The sequence below is a fragment of the Billgrantia aerodenitrificans genome (genome assembly GCF_021404405.1).
In the GTDB taxonomy this organism is placed as follows: domain Bacteria; phylum Pseudomonadota; class Gammaproteobacteria; order Pseudomonadales; family Halomonadaceae; genus Halomonas; species Halomonas aerodenitrificans.
Genome location: NZ_JABFTV010000002.1, coordinates 358,687 through 377,540, shown reverse-complemented (window position 1 = coordinate 377,540; position 18,854 = coordinate 358,687). Strand labels below are relative to the sequence as shown.

Below are 18,854 nucleotides of genomic sequence, written 5' to 3'. Positions count from 1 at the left end.
TCAGGCTCCTCCCTGAGTGGTGTTGTCTTTCTGGCTGTTCATGATCGCGGTGTAGAAGACCCAGCAGACCAGCAGAATGATGAGGAAGTAGATCAGCGAGAACGCCGCCGAGGGGCCCAGGTCCTGCTGGCCGATGGCCATGGTGGTCAACGACTGGCTGAGGAAGGTGGTCGAACTGCCCGGCCCGCCGCCGGTGAGCACGAACGGCTCGGCGTAGATCATGAAGGAGTGCATGAAGCGCAGCAGCACGCCGATTACCAGCACGTTGGTGAGCTTGGGCAGTTGGATATAGCGGAACACCGCCCACTTGGAAGCCCGGTCGATGCGCGCCGCCTGATAGTAGGCATCGGGAATCGAGCGCAGGCCGCTGTAGCACAGCAGAGCGATCAGCGGGGTCCAGTGCCACACGTCCATCAGGATGATGGTGGCCCAGGCATCGGCGGGATTGCGGGTGATGTTGTAGGCGTAGCCCAGCTCGCGAATGCCCACCCCCATCAGGCCGATGTCGCCGCGGGTGAAGAGCTGCCAGATGCTGCCCACCACGTTCCACGGAATCAGCAGCGGCAGCGTGATCAGGATCAGCACCGCCGAGGCCTGCCAGCCGCGCTTTGGCATCAGCAGGGCGATGCCGATGCCCAGCGGCACCTCGATGGCCAGGATGGTGAAGGAGAAAGCGAACTGACGCAGCAGCGCCGCCTGCAAGGCAGGGTCGTTGAGCATCACCTCGAACCACTCGGTGCCGGTGAAGAAGCGCGTGTTGGCGTCGAACACGTCCTGCACCGAGTAGTTGACCACCGTCATCAACGGGATGATGGCGGAGAACGCCACCAGCAGTAGCATGGGCAGGATCAGGAACCACGCCCGGTTGTTGTAGACCTTGTTCATTGCCCCACCTCCACGCGGAACTCGTCGATGTACAGGTTCAGCCACGCTTCGGGGAAGCGAACGTAGGCATACCGCGCAGGCAGCGGCCGGTCCTCCCCCAGGCGCGCCCGGAACGGTATGCCGGCGAAGGTGAACGACACGATGCGGTAGGTGCCGAGGTCCTGCACGTTGTCGATCTCGACGGGATAGCTGGCCTCGCCCGGCTCCGTCAGCACCTCCACGAACTCCGGGCGAATGCCGAGCTTGACGTTGCGCGAGCGGGAGCGATGAATGGCATCGCGCAGGGCGGGCGGCAGCGTCAGATCGACGGCGCCGGTGCGTACGCCCGTTTCGGTGCGCGCCACCTCCATCAGGTTCATGCCGGGGCTGCCGATGAAGTAGCCGACGAAGGTGTGTGCCGGGGTCTCGAACAGCTCACGCGGGGTGCCGAACTGCACCACCTGGCCCTCGTACATCACCGCGATCTTGTCGGCGAAGGTCGAGGCCTCGAGCTGGTCGTGGGTCACGTAGATCATGGTGATGTTGAAGCGCTCGTGGATCTCCTTGAGCTTGCGCCGGAGCTTCCACTTGAGCTGGGGGTCGATCACCGTGAGCGGCTCGTCGAAGAGGATCGCCGAGACGTCGTCGCGTACCAGGCCGCGCCCCATGGAGACCTTCTGCTTCTCGTCGGCGGTGAGGTTGCGCGCCTTGCGCTTGAGCAGCGAGGTGAGATCGAGCACGTCGGCCACTTCCGCCACGCGCTCGCGAATCTTGGCCGCCGGCGTGCCCACGTTGCGCAGCGGGAAGGCCAGATTTTCGTACACGGTCATGGTGTCGTAGACCACCGGGAACTGAAACACCTGGGCGATGTTGCGCTCTTCGGGCGGCAGCTCGTTCATGACCCGGTCGTCGAACAGCACCTGCCCATCCGAAGGCGTCAGCAGGCCCGAGATGATGTTGAGCAGGGTCGACTTGCCGCAGCCGGAGGGCCCCAGCAGTGCATAGGCGCCACCCTGGTGCCACACATGCTCCATTTCGCGAATGGCGTAATCCTCGGGACCCGAGGGGTTGGGCGAATAGCTGTGCGCCAGCGACTTGAGAGTTATCTGGGCCATCAGTGCGCTCCTGGCCGAGACGGAATGTGCACGACGTCGCCATTCCGGTCGAAGGCATAGATCTTGTGGGTCGGGAAGTAGACCTTGAGCGGCTGGTCCACGGCGAACTCGTGCACCCCTGCCAGATGCAGCACCAGATGGAACAGCTCGTTGCGCACGTGCAGGAAGGTTTCCGAGCCGCTGATCTCGGCGATGTCGACCTTCACCTCGAGTTCGAGATCGTCCTTGGTCCGGCGCTCGAGCCCGATGTGGGAGGCCCGCACGCCGAACTGGTACTGCCCCGGCGAAAGGCCCGCCAGATCGCGATTGAGAGGGAAGTGCACGTTGCGGTCGAAGGTCACCTCCGTGCCCGAGACGATGGCCGGCACCACGTTGATCGGCGGCTCGGAGAACATCTCGGCGGTGAGCACGTCGCGCGGGCGGTGGTAGACGTCTTCGGTGGGGCCGTACTGCAGCAGGCGCCCCTCGTGCAGTACCGCCGTGTGCCCGCCCAGGGCCAGCGCCTCGTTGGGCTCGGTGGTGGCATAGACGGCAATGCAGTTGCGCGCCTTGAACAGCTCGCGCAGCTCCTCGCGAAACTCCTCGCGCAGCTTGTAATCGAGGTTGACCAGAGGCTCGTCGAACAGGATCAGATCGGCATCCTTGACCAGCGCCCGGCCCATGGCGGTGCGCTGTTGCTGGCCGCCGGAGAGCTCCGCCGGATAGCGCTCCAGCAGATGCTCGATGTGCAGCATGCTGGCCGTCTCGTGAACCCGGCGGCGTATCTCCTCCCGCGGCACCCGCGCCAGCTTGAGCGGCGAGGCGATGTTGTCGTAAACGGTCATGGCCGGGTAGTTGATGAACTGCTGATAGACCATCGAGACGTTGCGCTTGCGCACCGAGGTACGCGTGACGTCCTCGCCGTGCATCAGCACCCTGCCGCGGGTGGGCGGCTCGAGGCCTGCCATGATGCGCATCAGCGTCGTCTTACCGGCCAGGGTTCGCCCCAGCAGCACGTTGAAGGAGCCGGGCGCCAACTCGAGGTTGACGCCCTCGATATGCACGGCTCCATTGACCACGTGATCGATGTTTTCAAGTATCAAGGACATGCTGAACTCTTTGTCGTCGTTATTGAGTCATGGGTGAGCCCCAGGCGGGCTCTAGCCGGCGAGCGACAATGCGTGCTCCGTCGCACATCCGGCAGAAAGTTCGCGCTCGCTCTTCACCCGCTCCACGGCAACCTGCCAGCCGGCATAGAGCGACTCGCGGATATCCGCCGGCATGCGTGGGAAGAAGGTGCGCTCGCACTGCCAGTTGGCCGCCAGCTCGTCCAGCGAGCGGAACCAGCCGACACCCAGCGCCGCCAGATAGGCCGCTCCCAGGGCCGTGGTTTCGCGCACCGCCGGGCGGTCGACCTCCTGCCCCAGCACGTCGGCCAGGCACTGCATCAGCCAGCCATTGGCGACCATGCCACCGTCGACCCTCAGCCTGCCCTGGCCGAGGCCGACGTCCTGCTCCATGCAGCGGTGAAGATCGCGTGTCTGGAAGCACACCGAGCGCAGCCCGGCGGCCACCAGCTCGGCAATACCGGTATCGCGGGTGAGACCGAAGATCGCCCCGCGGGCACGCGGGTCCCAGTGCGGCGCCCCCAACCCGGTGAAGGCCGGTACCAGATAGACGCCGCTGCCCGCACGGGTCTGCTCGGCCAAGCGCTCGGTCTCGGCGGCGTCATCGAACAGCTTGAGCCCGTCGCGCAGCCACTGCACCGTGGCCCCGGCCACGAAGATGCTGCCCTCCAGGGCGTAGGTGGGAACGCCGTCGATCCGATACGCCAGAGTGGTCAGCAGGCGGTTGTTCGAGACCACCGCCTGCTCGCCGGCGTTGAGCATGATGAAGCAGCCGGTACCGTAGGTGCTCTTGACCATGCCGGGTTCGAAGCACGCCTGGCCGACCAGCGCGGCGTGCTGGTCGCCGGCCACGCCGGTGATGGGAATGGGGTGACCGAACAGGCCGGGCTCGGTGCTGCCGTAATCGCTGCTGGAATCGCGCACCTCGGGCAGCACTGCAGCAGGAATGTCGAACAGCGTCAGCAGCTCCGCATCCCACTGCTGGGTGTGAATGTCGAACAGCAGCGTGCGTGAGGCGTTGGTGGCATCGGTCGCGTGGTGTCGACCGCCGGTCAAGCGCCACACGAGATAGCTGTCGACGGTGCCGAAGGCCAGCTCGCCGCGCTCGGCGCGCTGGCGCGCCCCCGGTACGTTGTCGAGAATCCAGGCCAGCTTGGTAGCGGAAAAATAGGGGTCGATCAGCAGCCCGGTGCGCTCGCGTACCCGTTCGGCATGGCCGGCGGCATTGAGCGCATCGCAGTGCGCCACCGTACGCCGATCCTGCCACACGATCACGGGATGGATCGGCGCGCCCGTGGCGCGATCCCAGACCACGGTGGACTCACGCTGGTTAGTAATACCGATTGCTGCGATGTCTCGAGGCGCAACACCGGTACGCTGCAGAACCTCTCGGCAGACCCCGATCACCGTCTGCCAGATCGTTTCGGCGTCGTGCTCCACCCAGCCATCGTCGGGAAAAGATTGAACGAGCTCCTGCTGAGCGATGGCCAGCGGGCTCAGGGAGCGGTCGAAGAGAACGGCGCGCGAGCTGGTCGTGCCTTGATCGATGGAGAGTAGGTAGGACATTAGCCTCGCCCGATTATTCTTGTGGGTCGAAGTTGAGGCCCTGGCTGATCGAAACGAAAACTAACCACTCGGTCAAATGTTCGATTTCAATCAAAAATAGCCCCAAATGTTCGTTTACGATAGCGAGACTAGCTTAACGATCATTAGAGGGCAACAGACATGTTCGCCAAGACACCTAGACCTTAGTCTATGGAATTGCTCTTGCGATTCCCTTTGCGAAAGCGCTGCGAATAGCGGCTCATGGCGTGCGAGCCCGAGCATATTGCTTTCGTTTTCAATCTCACTATTCACAAACGAAAATGAATGTCTGGTGCACAGGTGGCCTACCAGGAGCCCGGAAGGACATCACCCAAGCCGGCGCTTCAGCCACACCCAGGCGTAGATGCAGCCCGGCACCCATCCCAGCAGGGTCAATGCCAGGCTGTAGACGACTCGCTTGGCGCCCCCCTGGGAGAGGCCCACCGCCAAGGGTGGCAACAGGATGGCAAGCACCTTGAAGGCGAAGCGCAGCGCTGAAGGCATCGGCTCGGCCGGCGATGATGACGCTACCGGCGAGGGCGGAAGCGACAATGACGATGCGCCTCGTTCAGCCTCCGGGCCCGGCCTGGTAGCGCTTGCCGGAACGGTGTCGTTGGCGGGGGTATAGTGCTGCACCGCCTCATCCGCCTCCCGCGCCCTCCGTTCGATCTCCAGAGCCCGACGATGCGCCTCGTGATCGATCTTCTGATCGATGCCTTCCGCCCCCTCTGCCAGCTCGTCGTGGTAGCGCTCCCAATCTTCCCAATCGTGAGGAGTGCCCGCTCGAGGCTGGTGCCCACCGGCCTGGCGGGCACGCTCCCATGCCTTCTCTTCCAGCGTATTGGGACGCTCCTCGTCGCGACTGCCATCGAGGCCCTTTCGTGCCATGTACTCACGCGCGTCCATCTGCTCCTCCATCGCCCACTATGGTGGGGTGCGCCAGGGTGTGGTGCGCCAGCCCACCTCTCAAATTAGGCTGTGCTTGAAAAAGTGCCTAGCCTGCACTCCCCTTCTAAAACATTGGATTCGCCTCTACCCACCCATGTTCCGGTGCCTGGGATCACCGCCCCAGCAGGCCAGCCACAGCGTTGGCAAGGTGTTGAAGACGCTGTTTAAGCCCGAAGCGATTCAGCTATGCTGAAAGTGTCCGTAAAAGGAAGCGCTGAACAAAATCGTCGAGCGAGTTGAAGCGGCCAGGTTCGTTCCCGACCAGCGATGCGCTCGCGCAGGCGTTTGTGCAGTGTTTCCAAAGCGCTCGAACAAGGAGATGCGCCATGCAAACCAGGGCCCCTACCATCGTTCGCGAGATCATGTCCCGGGATTGCTACCGGGTCACGGCCAACACCTCGATCACGACGCTGGCCAAAGGCCTGGCCCTGCACCGCCTGCCAGGCGTGCCGGTCGTCGATGACAATGACAACCTGATCGGCTTCATTTCCGAGCAGGACGTGCTGGGCAAGCTGCTGCAGAGCGCCTATCTCAACGATGAAGCGCCACTGGTCAAGGAGCTGATGCGCAACGAAGTACTGTCGGTCTCGCCCACCAAGAGCATCACCGACCTGGCGCAGGAGATGCTGGGCCAGAAGCCCAAGGTCTACCCGGTAACCGAGCAGGGTCGCCTGTGCGGCATCGTGACTCGCCGCGACGTGCTGACCGCCATCCTGCGCATGCGCCATAATTGAACCCGCCGGGCCCTTGCCGAGCCAACGGCAGCCGGGCCTGACACGCTTCCTGAGCGAAAGCAGCAGGCCCCACGAACCGGGCCTGCTTTGCCGTGTGCCCACCTGCCAGCCTATCGGCAGTACAAAAAAAACCGCCCATGGGGTCATGGGCGGCAAGATCGAAACTGCGAGCCAGAGCAACAGTGTTAGCGACTGCCATCGCGCTGTTGCCTGTATCAGATATGACAGCAGCAAGCAAAAAAGTTCGCCACTGTTCGATAATTTTTTTGTCCGTTTGTCACCACGATCTCTGGCGCGCGCCGCCCAAGACGCGCACAACCGCACCGTGCCGCCTATCACGACACGAAAAAGCTCAGTAAAAACAGTGGCATGAAAAAAAGCAGCAACTAGTCGACAGGATGGCTTGCAATGCTCAAGCCCTTGGTTTTACTATCGAAACCCCTCTGCGGGTGTAGCTCAATGGTAGAGCAGAAGCTTCCCAAGCTTAAGACGAGGGTTCGATTCCCTTCACCCGCTCCAGTAGCCACCTAAGCCATTGATTCGGATGGTTTTCCCCACTAATCATGGGGTTAGGTGCTACAGGAATGGCTACAGAAGTGGCTACACTTCCCCCCTTTCCCCGCTGTATGCTCCCGCACGATTTGCTTATGTACCGGAGCCCCTAGACCATGGCCAGAGGCAAGCCAGCCGACTCCCGACACCTTCGCATGAGAGGCAACGTCTGGTTCGTCCAGAAGCGGCTTTCCCCTATCCTCACCCAGCACCTCGGCAAGAAGATGCTCCAGCAGAGCACCCAGACAGGCGACCTCGATGCTGCATGCCGGATCAGAGATCAGGTACTGGTTGAGCTGTCGGAGCTGGAAGCCCTGCTCTTAGGCCAAGCCTCACCCGCGCAGCGACGACGGCAGTTCATAGAAGCACGTGAACGGTTCAAGGAGTATGAGGAAAGCATCATCAGCGACGAGCCTTTAACGCTGCTGGATGTCATTGAGCCTGAGAGGCTATCAGAGATTGAACAGGATGCATTGCGGTCCATGTACTCAGGCCAGACCCCTGATGAGTACCGACTCAGCCTCAAGGCTGCCCTTGAGGACTGGCTTTACTCACCTCTCGTTGAGCGGAAGCCTTCTACGCGCTCGAAGAATAGCCACGCTGTAGAACTATTCCTCAGCTGCCTTGGGGGCGATGACGTGGTTTTGGCTGCCATTACGCGCAAGCAGGTTCGAGGCTTCATCACTGAACAGCTCCACCTCGGCAAAACCAAGCAGACCGTGGCCAATTACCTTTCAGGCCTGTCTGCTCTCTGGCGTCATGCCGAGTACACCATGGAAGAGCCACTGCCAGCCGGCAACCCCTTCAAGGGACACAGCCTCAATCCCAAGGCCACAGTGAAGAGCTACGACCAGTTCACCCGTGATGACGTCGAGGCGATCTTCAAGGCAACGGAAGAGGCTGAGGGCATCTTCTACCTACTCCCCCGTCTTGGCTTCTATACAGGCGCAAGGCTCGAAGAGCTGTGCTCACTCAAGACGACCGACATCATCCAGCAGCAAGGCGTCTGGTGCTTGTCCGTGCGCGAGGGTATGGGCAAGAACAGCAACGCCACGCGAGACGTCCCGCTGCACTCCGCCATCAAGCCATTGGTACTGGAGCAACTCAAGCAAGCCCAGGCGGTAGGGTCGGTCTATCTCTTCCCCGAAGCTGGCGCTACGAACCGTAGTGATGGGAAGAAAGGGCCGAAGTTCTCTCAATGGTTCTCTCGGCTAACGGAGAAGACAATACCCAAGCAAGGCAGGAAGGTCAGCTTTCACTCCTTCAGGACCACAGCCATCACCATCATGCTTGGGGCTGGCTTCCAAGAGCAGCTCGTGGTCTGGGTTACTGGTCACGAGCGAGGGCTCACCACCGCTAGCAAGGTCTATCACCGTGGGCCAGATTTCAAAATGAGGCTGAAGGCTGTGGAGGCAATCAAAGTGGAAGCCTTACTGGAAGCAGACCAATCCAATTACAGCTCCAGATAATGTTCCTTCACTGTCGACCGAGGCCCCCTCAAGGCCCTGGTTGCCAGCGAGGTATCTCCTGCCCTGATTAACCCTTCCTTATGGAGAAAGAGCACCAACCGGTGACCCTTCTCTGCAGAGTCTTTGCGCTTCAGGACAGCCCGCCCTCTCCCCCGCGAGGTCACGGCAGCGGTTGGAACCTGACGATGCTGGCTGGGAGGTAATGGCACCCAGTTGAGGCAGGCGACCCACCGACACATGGAGCAGTGTCGTTGATGGGGTGATTCTGCTAAATGGCGAAGCCTCTAAAGAGGCTCTTAAGATACTTCTCCGATTTTATCCATGCCTTTTTCTCCTTACCTTTTTCTCCTTTCCCTTTCCTTCTTACCATTTTTCTACTTAAGCCTTAGCTTGAAGACAAACTGACAGTCAAGCTATAGGTCAGTCTATAGCTGTCAGACCTGATTAAGGAACAAGACCGGGAAAGGGATGTGTGTCAGTAAGTGAAGCCCACCATCTACAAACCGCAACTGACCACAGCAGGACTGGCTTAAAGAGCCCCAGCAAGAGGGCTTCACCTCACCCCGTACCGCCCCTGTAGTCAGGAACCAAACACATGACTCGTACTGTCCGTATCTATACCGATGGCGCTTGTAGCAACAACGGTCGACCCAACCCCTCTGGAGGGTGGGCTGCGATCCTGGTCAACGAAGATGGGCAGCGTCTGGTACTCGCCCGTAAGCTGACCGGTGACACGATCACCAACAACCGAGCCGAGTTAACCGCCGTTATCGAAGGCCTATCAGCCCTAAAGCGCCCCGCCCGTGTGGAGCTGACCACCGATAGTGAATATGTGGCCAAGGGGGCCACGGAGTGGCTTGATGGCTGGAAGCTTCGGGGCTGGCTCTCTGCGAACAAGGAGCCGGTCAAGAACGCCGACCTATGGCAGCGCCTTGATGCCCTACTCCAGATTCACGCCGTCACTTTCCATTGGGTCCGTGGTCACAGCGGCCACCCAGAGAACGAACTTGCTGACACGCTCGCCCGCCAAGCCTGTGATGGGAAAGCGGTCAGGGAGTACGGGTAACTTTTGGGGGCGACTTGCCTCGCCCTCTTTCTTGTCCGTCTCACCTCATCCACCCAGCGGCCTTTCCAAGGCGCTGTGCCGTAGTACCCACCCCAAGCATCCCTAGGCTGGTTCGCCAGCAGACCCGCCCAGGTCTGGTGCTTGGGGTTTTTTTGCTTGTCAGGGCAGGATGAGTCCGGGCGAAAAATTCATGATAAATTTTCGAGCCCCCACCCTTAGCGGCGGCGCTGGCTGGACTCCCCCATGCCCCGGTCCTCACCTGCTGGGGGTTTTTGAAGAGACACCTATCACCACAGCCCTGAGCCTCTACAAGGGCGCGTAGAGCCCCACTCCCGACTTACCCCTAGCAACCCCTATAGGCTCGCCAGCAGGGGCTCCTAGACGCTTCTAGGCGGCTCTGAATCAGCTTAGCGGACCGACTCCGCAGCCTGTTTGTCGCCCTCTGCCAGCTCATGCTTTCCAGCCCTGGCGATGTGAAGCCCAGTCCGGTTCCACGCTAGTGAGCCAATCCCCGGCACTGACAAGAAAACATCCCCTAGGTATAGCTCCACTACCACACCACCCACAGCAACGCCTACGCCCCAGCGAGCAAACGTGACTTTCATTCCCTTAGCCTCTCTAGCAGTACCGGCGACCGTACCGGCAAGGTGATGATAGGACGCCGCAAGCAAAGATTAAATACCTTTAATATCAACGTCTTATATTGATATCTGCATAAGATTGAGTAGCGGATTCCAAACCTCGGAACAGAGTCCGGCGAGAACCTGACCTCTGACGTCTTAAGATTAGCACTAGCTCATAAGGTGTACCCTGTGAGCCAGGGGAGGAGGGTAGCCGCCAGCATGGCTCAAAGCTGTTGACTTCCACTGAGCCACCCTCTAGATTGTGAGCCATGCATTGCGAGCCACCATCAGGGAGTGAGCCAGCCATGACCACCACCATCGCCTATGTTCGAGTCAGCACCGACGACCAGACCACCAGCGCCCAGCGTCACGCTATCGAGAGCCGCTTCAAGGTAGACCGCTGGTTCTCCGACGAGGCGACCTCTGGGGCCATCAAGGCCAAGGACAGGACCGGGTTCGGTCAGCTCCTGAGCTACGTCAGGGAGGGCGATACCGTGGTGGTCTACGCCATCGACCGGATGGGGCGGAATACCATCGACGTGCTGGAGACGGTCGAGGCTCTCCAAGGGAAAGGCGTGGCCGTGGTCTCGATCCGTGAGGGCTTCGACCTCTCCACTCCCATGGGCAAGGCCATGCTGACCATGCTCGCCGCCATGGCTGAGTTGGAGCGTTCCAACATCAAGGAGCGGCAACTGGCAGGGCTGGAGCGAGCCAGAGCAGAAGGGAAGAACCTGGGTCGGGAGAAGGTTATCGATGACGAAGCCGTGACCCAGTGGCGCCAGGAAAACAGCGCCAGCATCAAGGCCACAGCCGATCACTTCGGCATCTCAACGGCCTCTGTGAAGCGAGCCTGCAGGACCCGAAGCCCAACCTAACCCATTGATATAAATATATTTATTATTACCACCTTGACCTTGCGTGACGAAGGTACACACAGGTGCAACCCAGCAACAACAATGGTAGAATGCGCGGCCACGAGGCAATGACTAGACTTAGATAAGCAGGGACTGTATACATGCATCAAGCTCAAGAGCTATATTTGAAGGTACTGGAGGTTGCGAACCACTTCCTAAGGAACGCACGGCAGTTTGAGGTGTCAGTACTGCAGGGACACAACCCAAGCTACCAAGAGCTTGCTAAGATCATGCGACAGGTCTCAGCTATAGTTCACAACCTCGTGGACGATATTGATCCTATGATGGCCCATCAAGCTATTGAGTACACGACCATCATGGAGAAAATGGCACTAGCCATTACCGAGGGCGACCAAGAAGCGCTCGACAGCCTGGCTGACCAACTAGACGGAAAGCCTTTTGTTTATCCTACTATGCAGCATGACTACACCTAACCCTTTGAAGGAGTTGACATATGCAACGCGCCGACTATGAAAAAGCGATCCGGCTCCTTGACCAAGCCTCTCGCATCCTGCAGGAAGCCTACGAGGCTCATTGCCGCGACACTCAGCGTAAAGCCGCATGAGCAGAGGCCTACCGGTAGGTAGGTGTAGGTCAGGAACCAACCACAAGACCCCTGAAGGCTCCCTTCGGGGGTCATTGCTTCTGGTAGACCACGAGTCGATGTACTAATCTCTATCTGGCTATACAAATGGCTACAGTAGCGGCTTCACATGGCTACGCCACATGCGTAACCGATTGAATTACAAAGCATACAGCGGGCGCTGGGAGATTCCCTTCACCCGCTCCAGCGTCTCCCCAATCCATTGATTTCTCCAGCCTCCCTTCCTCAGCAAGGGTTGATGGCTACATGTGTGGCTATACCAATGGCTACGGTAACGGCAAGCTGGCGGCGCGGAACCCTGGACCGTGAATGCGAAAGCCCAGAACGCGAAAGCCCGGCCATGAGGCCGGGCTGGGTCTTCGCTTCCTTTCCACTTCCTCAAGCCTCCTGCTTGAGCCTCCTTGGTTCCTGAGTCTCCCTTGACGTGTCCTTCCCTGCAGGGCCTCCGTGCCCGATGCGCCTACTATGCCAGCCAAGACGTGCGCCATGTATTAGCTTTGACTTCAATTGTTGTAAGAGATTGCCGACTCGAGCTGTCAGCTTTGGCCCCTCACGATCAGGTACTGAGTCGTGAACCCGCTGTAGCTAGGTGAAAAAACGCCAATAAAAGAGCCCCGGCGGTGGCCAGGGCAGGCTCGATGAGACGCGATATTTTGGCGAACCCGTAAGAACGCGAAACCATAGCGTCTCTCGCATGGGAGACGGATACCGGGAACAGCTGACGAAGGAAGCCGTGTCGCCTGGCTGGTGTGCCAACAAAAAAAAGCCCGACCGCACGGGCCGGGCTTCTATCGATGCGTCCCTATCCAACCAAACCTTGGGCATCCTGCCCAAGCCTCCTTGGGGTAAGAGCATTCCGTCGCTCGGCCTTCCCTGTAGGGCTTTCCCTAGCCCGTTACCCACAGGGTAGTAGCTTCGCGCCAGCAGTGGTTTAACTCAGGATATCGAAAGGCGTAAGAAATTTGCTTCGTGTTTGTAGGCTATCTCCTACAAAGGAGTCTGATTACGCCGCCCTTCGCTCACCTTCGCCAGGCCGACACGCTCCCCAAGCTAACTTCCATTAGCACTTACCTGTTGCCTGACAGTGCCAGTGTCGCAAATACTGTACAAAAACACAGAAAACACCAAGGGACTCACATGACACTGGCAAACCTCATCCCAGCTCACCCCGAGCCACCACCGCTTGCGCTGCCTCACCCGCTGGCCCTGGGCCGCGCCGGCCTCAGCGGCTTTCCCAGCCCGGCGCAGGACTACGAAGGCCGTACGCTCGACCTCAACGAGCGCCTGGTCAAACGCCCCTCGTCGACGTTCTTCATGAGCGTGACCGGCGACAGCATGGAGCGCCTGGGGATCCACGAAGGCGATCTGCTGCTGGTCGATCGCTCACTCGAGCCCCGCCCCGGCCATATCCTGGTAGCTTTGGTCGAGGGTGAGATCACCGTCAAGCGATACGAGCTGCGCGGCAAGGTGCCGTGCCTCTGCTCGGGCAATCCACGCTATGCGCCGATCCCGCTCGTCGACATCGAGTGTCAGGTGTGGGGCGTGGTGCGTGCGGTCATCCACGAGTACCCGGTATGAGCATGATCGGTCTGGTCGATTGCAACAGCTTCTATGTCAGCTGCGAGCGCGTCTTCCAGCCCCGGCTGTGCGGTTTACCTGTTGGGGTAATGTCGAATAACGACGGCTGCGTCATCTCGCTCTCCGACGAGCTGAAGGCCCTCGGCATCAAGTTGGGAATGCCATCCTTCAAGCTTCAGCCTCTGGTACGCAGCGGGCAGATCCACCTGCTCTCCTCCAACTACGAGCTCTATGGCGACATGAGCCAGCGGGTGCAGGCAGTGCTTGAGGAGTTCAGTCCAGCCGTAGAGCCCTACTCCATCGATGAGATGTTCGTTCGCTTCGACGGCTTCGCCCACGAGCCACTGCTCGAACACGCCCGGCAGCTGCGCCGGAAGGTGCGCCAGTTCACCGGCATTCCGGTATGCGTAGGCGTGGCCCCCACGCGCACCCTGGCCAAGCTGGCGAACCGTGCCGCCAAGAAGATTCCGGCCTGCCAGGGCGTCTGCATACTTCACGCCGGCAGCGCGGAAACCCGCGACCTGCTGCAGAACACCCCCCTGGGCGATGTATGGGGCGTGGGCCGGCGGCTCGTCGAGCGTCTGGCCCTGATGGGCATCAAGAGCGCCTGGGACCTCGCCCAAGCCAACCCGAAGGAGATCCGGCGCCACTTCTCGGTCACCCTCGAACGCACCGCCCAGGAGCTGCGCGGTGTGTCCTGTATCGAAATGAGCGACCTCGATGAAGCCCGCCAGCACATCATGACCAGCCGCTCGTTCGGCAGGCTCACCGACAGCCTGGACGAGATTCGCGAGGCGATTCGACAGTACGGCCAACGTAGCGCCGAGAGACTGCGCCGCCAGAACGGTCTCGCCAAGGCGGTGCTGGTGTTCCTCAAGACCAACCCGCACCGGCAGGACCTGCTGCCACACTCACCGAGCCTGGTACTCGAACTGCCCCGCCCCACCGCCGACAGCCGCGAGATCCTGCATGCCGCCGGCCACGCCCTGGAGCGGATCTACCGCAAGGGCCACCTGTACCAGAAAGGCGGCGTGATGCTGCTCGACCTGATCGACGCCGACCGCCAGCAGCTCTCTTTACTGGATACGCCCCAGAGCGATGCCGAGCGGCAGCGCAGCCAGAAGCTGATGGACGTGCTGGATACCCTGAACCGCAGGATGGGGCGCGATACGGTGAAGCTAGGCATGCCCACCCCCGGGGCGGCGTGGCATTTGCGCTGCGCCCATCGCTCGGATAGGAGCACGACACGCTGGGATGAGCTGCCCAAGGCCAGGGCGCTATAACGCGAAACCCGGCCGTGAGGCCGGGCTGAATCTTCGCTTCCTTTCCACCTTCTCAAGCATCCTGCTCGAGCATCCTTGGTACCGAACAATCCTTTGCTCTGTCTTCCCTGAGGGGCTCTCCGTTGCCCCGTTATCCATAAGGTAGCCGCTCCAAGCGGAACGTGGTTTAACGCACGATATGAAGCGACGTAAGACATTGCCGCTTCGCTTTGTAGGAAATATCTTACAAACACTTCGAAATGGCGGCCCGCTGGGCCCTCATCCCGTCTCTGCACTACCCTTCACAGTGAACGGCGCGACATGGAGGACGACATGGACAAGGCCGTCATCGACGTGATCCGCGAGAAGGAGCAACTGCCCGACAGCATGAGCGACAGCGAAATCGCCCGGGAGTACAAGGGGACCTATACCGCCGCACGCGCTGCGGTGAGCCTGGAGCACAAACCGCTCGACCAGGTGCTCGCGGATGCCATGGCCAAGGTGCTCCCGTTCATGAGGAAGAAGAAGTAGCCCGTGGCGTACGCCCCCTGCCCGATCTCGACGACATGTGGAATCCGACTTGATTATAGGAAAAAACCTATATAGCCTTCTCCCTATAGGCGAAGGATGATTCCCATGTGGCAAATAGAGCAGACCAGGACGTTTGAGGAGTGGTACTTTTCGTTGGACGAGACCGACCGAGAGAACGTGCTGGCAGCGCTCTTGATGCTGAAGGAAAGGGGACCGATGTTGCCACGGCCCCACGCGGACACCGTGAACGGCTCACAGTATCGCAACATGAAAGAGCTGAGGATCCAGAGCCAGGGGCGACCGCTAAGGGCCTTCTTCGCCTTCGACCCTCGGCGAGCAGGTATCGTGCTGTGCGCTGGTGACAAGACCGGCAACAAACGTTTCTATGATGACATGATCCCAGTGGCAGACCGGGAATACGCGGCTCACCTGGAATCACTGAAGTGAGGTGTAAACCATGGCCCGCACACTAGACCAACTCATTGCCAACGAAAGCCCCGAGGTCGTCAACCGCGCCAAGGAAAAGGCCGATGCGATGCTGCTGGAGCTACGCCTTGCGGAAATTCGCCACTTGGTTGAAATGACTCAGGCCGAAATGGCTGAGGCTCTCGGAGTCAAGCAGCCGACCATCGCCGGCATGGAGAAAAGCGGCCAGGATCTTCGCTTGAGTTCTCTCAAGCGCTATGTTGAAGCTATTGGTGGGAAGGTTCGCCTGGATATCGAGTTGCCGGATGGTACCCATCACGGGTTTCCCGTGTGACCGGTACGCATTATCGTGTCCAGCTCTACGCAGGTAGACGTGAGAGTAAGCTTGCCCAATCCCTAGCCTCCCATGAACACTGCCTAGATTGTGGTCTGCTTACGCGCGATGCGTACGCACACGAGGTATGAGAAACTACTGCCCTGTTTCCGACGCTTCCTGATCGTCGCCACGCGCATCCACCGATGTGCCAAATCGCCAGTGCCCCGTGTGCCAAAAAAGTACCAACGCGTCGTGAAAAACGCAGCACAATCACTGTAAATATGAACAGTTATGACTGAGAAGGCAACTGCCACAACCCGCATGAATACTGGCACGACGCGCCCTGCGCTGGATAGGACGTTCTCCGTCGCGCCGATGATGGACTGGACGACCCGTGATTACCGGGCTTTCGCTCGCACCCTGACTCGCCAGGCGCTGCTGTATACCGAGATGGTGACCACCGGTGCCATTCTGCACGGCAGCCCGCGGGAACGTTTTCTCGGCTACGACGAGGTGGAGCACCCCATTGCGCTGCAGCTGGGCGGCAGCGACCCGGGCGAGCTGGCGGAGTGCGCGGCGATTGCCGAGGAATGGGGCTACGACGAGGTGAACCTCAACGTCGGCTGCCCCAGCGACCGGGTGCAGAACAACATGATCGGCGCCTGCCTGATGGGTCACCCGGATAAGGTGGCGGCAGCGGTGCGCGCCATGCGCGAGGCGGTGAAGATCCCGGTCACGGTGAAGTGCCGTATCGGTATCGACGACCAGGACGAGGATGCCGATCTGGAGCGCTTCATCGCTCAGGTGGCGGACGCCGGCTGCGAAGTGTTCATCGTGCATGCGCGCAAGGCGTGGCTGCAGGGTCTCTCGCCCAAGGAGAACCGCGACATCCCGCCGCTCAACTACTCCCGCGTACACCGCCTGAAGGCCAGCCGGCCGGAGCTGCACATCGGCATCAACGGCGGCATCAAGACGCTGGACGAGTGCCGTGAGCAGCTCGATAGCGTCGACAGCGTGATGGTGGGCCGCGAGGCCTATCAGAACCCCTGGCTGCTGGCCGGGGTGGATCGGGCCATCTACGGCGTCGAGGGGCCGGCCGAGAGCCGCCACGCCGCAGCCAGGGCGTTCCGCCCCTACATCGCCCGCCGGCTCGAGGAAGGTGCCAAGCTCAATCACGTGACCCGCCACCTGCTGGGCCTGTTCCAGGGCCAGCCGGGCGGGCGTCGTTTCCGTCGTCATCTCTCCGAAAACGGCCACCTGGACGGCGCCTGCCTGCGGGTGTTCGACGATGCGCTGAGCCTGGTACCGGAGCGGGAGACTGCCGAAACGGCCTGAGCGGCCTCAATAGAGCGGGTCGGGGGGCGGCTCGAGGCTGGAGTGGAAGGTCTCGATGGCGCTTTCGGCCTCTTCGATGGCGTCGAAGCGGGCAATGTGGAACAGCGCCTCGCCTTCGTTGGCCAGCGGTAGGCGGCTCACGCCGATCACGATGCCGTCGGCCATGGCCTTCACGCAGGCTTCGGCGTTGCCGAAGGGGTCCGCCACCTTGCCCAGCACGTCGCCCTTGCTCACCCGCGCGCCGAGACGCACCTTGGGCCGCAGGATGCCGTCGATGGGCGCCCGGGCCCAGCTCGAGCCATTGGCCAGTTCGGCAGCAGGGGGTGGCCGACGCCGATGTTCGCCCGCCAGCATGCCCAGCCGCCGCATGACCCTCAGTACACCCCGCACCCCAGGGGTAATCGCCCACTCGTCGAAACGCAGCGCTTCGCCGGCCTCGTAGGTGAGCACCGGGATGCCTCGATTCTGGGCGTAATGGCGCAAGCTGCCTTCGCGCAGTTCCGCATTGAGGATCACCGGCGCGCCGAAGGCGTTGGCCATGCGCTCGGTCTCACTGCCCGGGCTCAACTGGGCGCGGATCTGCGGCAGGTTGGTGCGGTGAATGGCCCCGGTGTGAAGGTCGATGATGTGGGTGGCGTGATCGACGATCTGCTCGCGAAAGAGAGCGGCCACCCGCGCCCCCAGCGAGCCCGTCTCGCTGCCGGGAAAGCAGCGGTTGAGGTCGCGCCGGTCGGGCAGGTAGCGGCTGTGCTGCATGAAGCCGAACACGTTGACGATGGGCACGGCGATCAAGGTGCCGTGCAGGCCCTGGATCTGCTTGGAGCGCATCAGCCGGCGCACGATCTCGACGCTGTTGATCTCGTCGCCATGAATGCCGCCGCACACCAGCATGACCGGCCCCTGGCGTCGGCCATGCACCACTTCCACAGGGATGTGCAGCGGAGCGTGGGTATAGAGCCGCGCCACCGGAACGTCGACTTGAAGGCGACTGCCGGGCTTGATGGTGACACCGGCAAGCACGAAGGGTGCGCGGGGCATGGCCTTGATTCCAATACGAACAGTGTTCGCTCTGTTATACCCTGCCCCACCGTGGAATACGAGCATAGCGGGGCAAGACCATACACAGGTGAAGGTAAGACGTGCGCCGCTACGATAGAATGGCGCAAAAGCGAGGCCTGAGGAGACACCACACACCATGGCGCGACGTACCAAGGCGGAAGCCGCCGCCACCCGCGAAGCTCTGCTCGATGCTGCGGAAGAGGTGTTTCTCGAGCGCGGAGTGGCACGTACCTCGCTGGAGCAGATCGCCCGCGAGGCCGGCGTGACCCGCGGCGCCGTCTATTGGCACTTCAAGAACAAGGCCGACCTGTTCCGGGCCATGCTGCTGCGGGTGCGTATGCCGTTCGAGGAGTTGGTCGAGGAGATCGGCGATCCGGGACTGGCCGAGCGCCCGCTGGAAGCCATTCGTCAGGCCTGCCACCGCGGTTTCGCCCGCCTCGAACAGCCACGCTATCGGCGCGTGCACGCCATTCTGATTCACCACTGCGAAACCTTCGGTGAGATCGATCCGCTGGCCATGCAGAACGAGATTGCCCAGGAGGCGTGCGGCGCTCTCATCGAGTACTTCACCGCCGCTGCCGGCATGGGCCATTTGCGACACGATCTCTCGCCGGAAGTCGCCGCCCGGCTACTGCAGGCGACCCTCGGTGGGCTGTTTCACGACTGGCTGCGCAACCACGAGCACTTCTCGCTCATCGAACGCGGCACGCAGCTGGTCGATACGCAGCTCATGCTGCTGGCACAGGCGCCGGAGTCGCCCTGACCCCG

18 protein-coding genes and 1 tRNA gene are annotated in these 18,854 nt (G+C 61.1%); 13 read left to right on the top strand and 6 right to left on the bottom strand.

The features are described 5' to 3' along the window. The 5 genes from HOP59_RS04990 to HOP59_RS04970 all read right to left on the bottom strand — a co-directional run bounded on the left by HOP59_RS04990 (position 1) and on the right by HOP59_RS04970 (position 5,575). A complete protein-coding gene (locus HOP59_RS04990) occupies positions 1 to 885 on the bottom strand; it encodes a carbohydrate ABC transporter permease (protein WP_010629300.1) in 885 nt (294 codons plus the stop codon). Continuing rightward, positions 882 to 1,979, bottom strand: coding sequence for an ABC transporter ATP-binding protein (locus tag HOP59_RS04985; protein WP_010629301.1), 1,098 nt, complete (start codon positions 1,977 to 1,979; stop codon positions 882 to 884). Before HOP59_RS04985 ends, HOP59_RS04990 begins: the two co-directional genes overlap by 4 nt. After that, positions 1,979 to 3,067, bottom strand: a complete 1,089-nt coding sequence (locus HOP59_RS04980; RefSeq protein ID WP_010629302.1) for an ABC transporter ATP-binding protein — start codon at positions 3,065 to 3,067, stop codon at positions 1,979 to 1,981. Before HOP59_RS04980 ends, HOP59_RS04985 begins: the two co-directional genes overlap by 1 nt. 51 nt (positions 3,068 to 3,118) lie before the next feature. Beyond that, positions 3,119 to 4,651, bottom strand: a complete 1,533-nt coding sequence (gene glpK, locus HOP59_RS04975) for a glycerol kinase GlpK (protein WP_010629303.1) — start codon at positions 4,649 to 4,651, stop codon at positions 3,119 to 3,121. 345 nt (positions 4,652 to 4,996) lie between these two features. After that, positions 4,997 to 5,575: a YqaE/Pmp3 family membrane protein gene (locus HOP59_RS04970; RefSeq protein ID WP_010629304.1), complete on the bottom strand. Its 579-nt coding sequence runs from the start codon at positions 5,573 to 5,575 to the stop codon at positions 4,997 to 4,999. A 368-nt stretch (positions 5,576 to 5,943) separates the two neighbouring features. On the opposite strand from HOP59_RS04970, the gene HOP59_RS04965 reads away from it, so the two are divergent. The 12 genes from HOP59_RS04965 (at position 5,944) to dusA (ending at position 17,027) form a co-directional block, all read left to right on the top strand. Further along, positions 5,944 to 6,351, top strand: coding sequence for a CBS domain-containing protein (locus HOP59_RS04965; protein ID WP_010629305.1), 408 nt, complete (start codon positions 5,944 to 5,946; stop codon positions 6,349 to 6,351). Positions 6,352 to 6,796: 445 nt separating this feature from the next. Beyond that, positions 6,797 to 6,870 (top strand) — tRNA-Gly (locus tag HOP59_RS04960). 188 nt (positions 6,871 to 7,058) lie between these two features. After that, complete coding sequence (locus HOP59_RS04955) at positions 7,059 to 8,372, top strand: tyrosine-type recombinase/integrase (RefSeq protein WP_234253045.1); 1,314 nt, start codon at positions 7,059 to 7,061, stop codon at positions 8,370 to 8,372. Positions 8,373 to 8,967: 595 nt separating this feature from the next. Next, a complete protein-coding gene (gene rnhA / locus HOP59_RS04950; RefSeq protein ID WP_234253044.1) occupies positions 8,968 to 9,438 on the top strand; it encodes a ribonuclease HI in 471 nt (156 codons plus the stop codon). A 928-nt stretch (positions 9,439 to 10,366) separates the two neighbouring features. Further along, a complete protein-coding gene (locus HOP59_RS04945; RefSeq protein WP_234253043.1) occupies positions 10,367 to 10,936 on the top strand; it encodes a recombinase family protein in 570 nt (189 codons plus the stop codon). Between the two features lie 140 nt (positions 10,937 to 11,076). Beyond that, positions 11,077 to 11,409, top strand: coding sequence for a hypothetical protein (locus tag HOP59_RS04940; RefSeq protein WP_234253042.1), 333 nt, complete (start codon positions 11,077 to 11,079; stop codon positions 11,407 to 11,409). A 1,307-nt stretch (positions 11,410 to 12,716) separates the two neighbouring features. After that, on the top strand, positions 12,717 to 13,157 hold the full coding sequence (locus HOP59_RS04935; protein ID WP_010629306.1) for a LexA family protein: 441 nt from the start codon (positions 12,717 to 12,719) through the stop codon (positions 13,155 to 13,157). Next, the gene (locus HOP59_RS04930) at positions 13,154 to 14,440 is read left to right on the top strand and encodes a Y-family DNA polymerase (protein WP_010629307.1); all 1,287 of its coding nucleotides are present in this window, start codon (positions 13,154 to 13,156) and stop codon (positions 14,438 to 14,440) included. Before HOP59_RS04935 ends, HOP59_RS04930 begins: the two co-directional genes overlap by 4 nt. Positions 14,441 to 14,752: 312 nt before the next feature. Next, complete coding sequence (locus HOP59_RS04925; RefSeq protein ID WP_026038227.1) at positions 14,753 to 14,950, top strand: hypothetical protein; 198 nt, start codon at positions 14,753 to 14,755, stop codon at positions 14,948 to 14,950. Positions 14,951 to 15,103: 153 nt separating this feature from the next. Next, entirely contained in the window at positions 15,104 to 15,397 is a 294-nt protein-coding gene (locus tag HOP59_RS04920) for a type II toxin-antitoxin system RelE/ParE family toxin (protein ID WP_479688658.1), read from the top strand. A 10-nt stretch (positions 15,398 to 15,407) separates the two neighbouring features. Beyond that, positions 15,408 to 15,710, top strand: coding sequence for a helix-turn-helix domain-containing protein (locus HOP59_RS04915; RefSeq protein ID WP_010629310.1), 303 nt, complete (start codon positions 15,408 to 15,410; stop codon positions 15,708 to 15,710). A gap of 303 nt (positions 15,711 to 16,013) precedes the next feature. Beyond that, positions 16,014 to 17,027 (top strand): tRNA dihydrouridine(20/20a) synthase DusA, encoded by a 1,014-nt coding sequence (gene dusA, locus HOP59_RS04910; RefSeq protein WP_035591585.1) that lies wholly within the window; start codon positions 16,014 to 16,016, stop codon positions 17,025 to 17,027. A gap of 6 nt (positions 17,028 to 17,033) precedes the next feature. Here the strand turns inward: dusA and HOP59_RS04905 are convergent, their stop codons facing one another. After that, entirely contained in the window at positions 17,034 to 18,065 is a 1,032-nt protein-coding gene (locus HOP59_RS04905) for a succinylglutamate desuccinylase/aspartoacylase family protein (RefSeq protein ID WP_010629312.1), read from the bottom strand. A gap of 157 nt (positions 18,066 to 18,222) precedes the next feature. On the opposite strand from HOP59_RS04905, the gene HOP59_RS04900 reads away from it, so the two are divergent. Continuing rightward, the gene (locus tag HOP59_RS04900) at positions 18,223 to 18,849 is read left to right on the top strand and encodes a TetR family transcriptional regulator (protein ID WP_010629313.1); all 627 of its coding nucleotides are present in this window, start codon (positions 18,223 to 18,225) and stop codon (positions 18,847 to 18,849) included. Positions 18,850 to 18,854 lie beyond the last annotated feature (5 nt).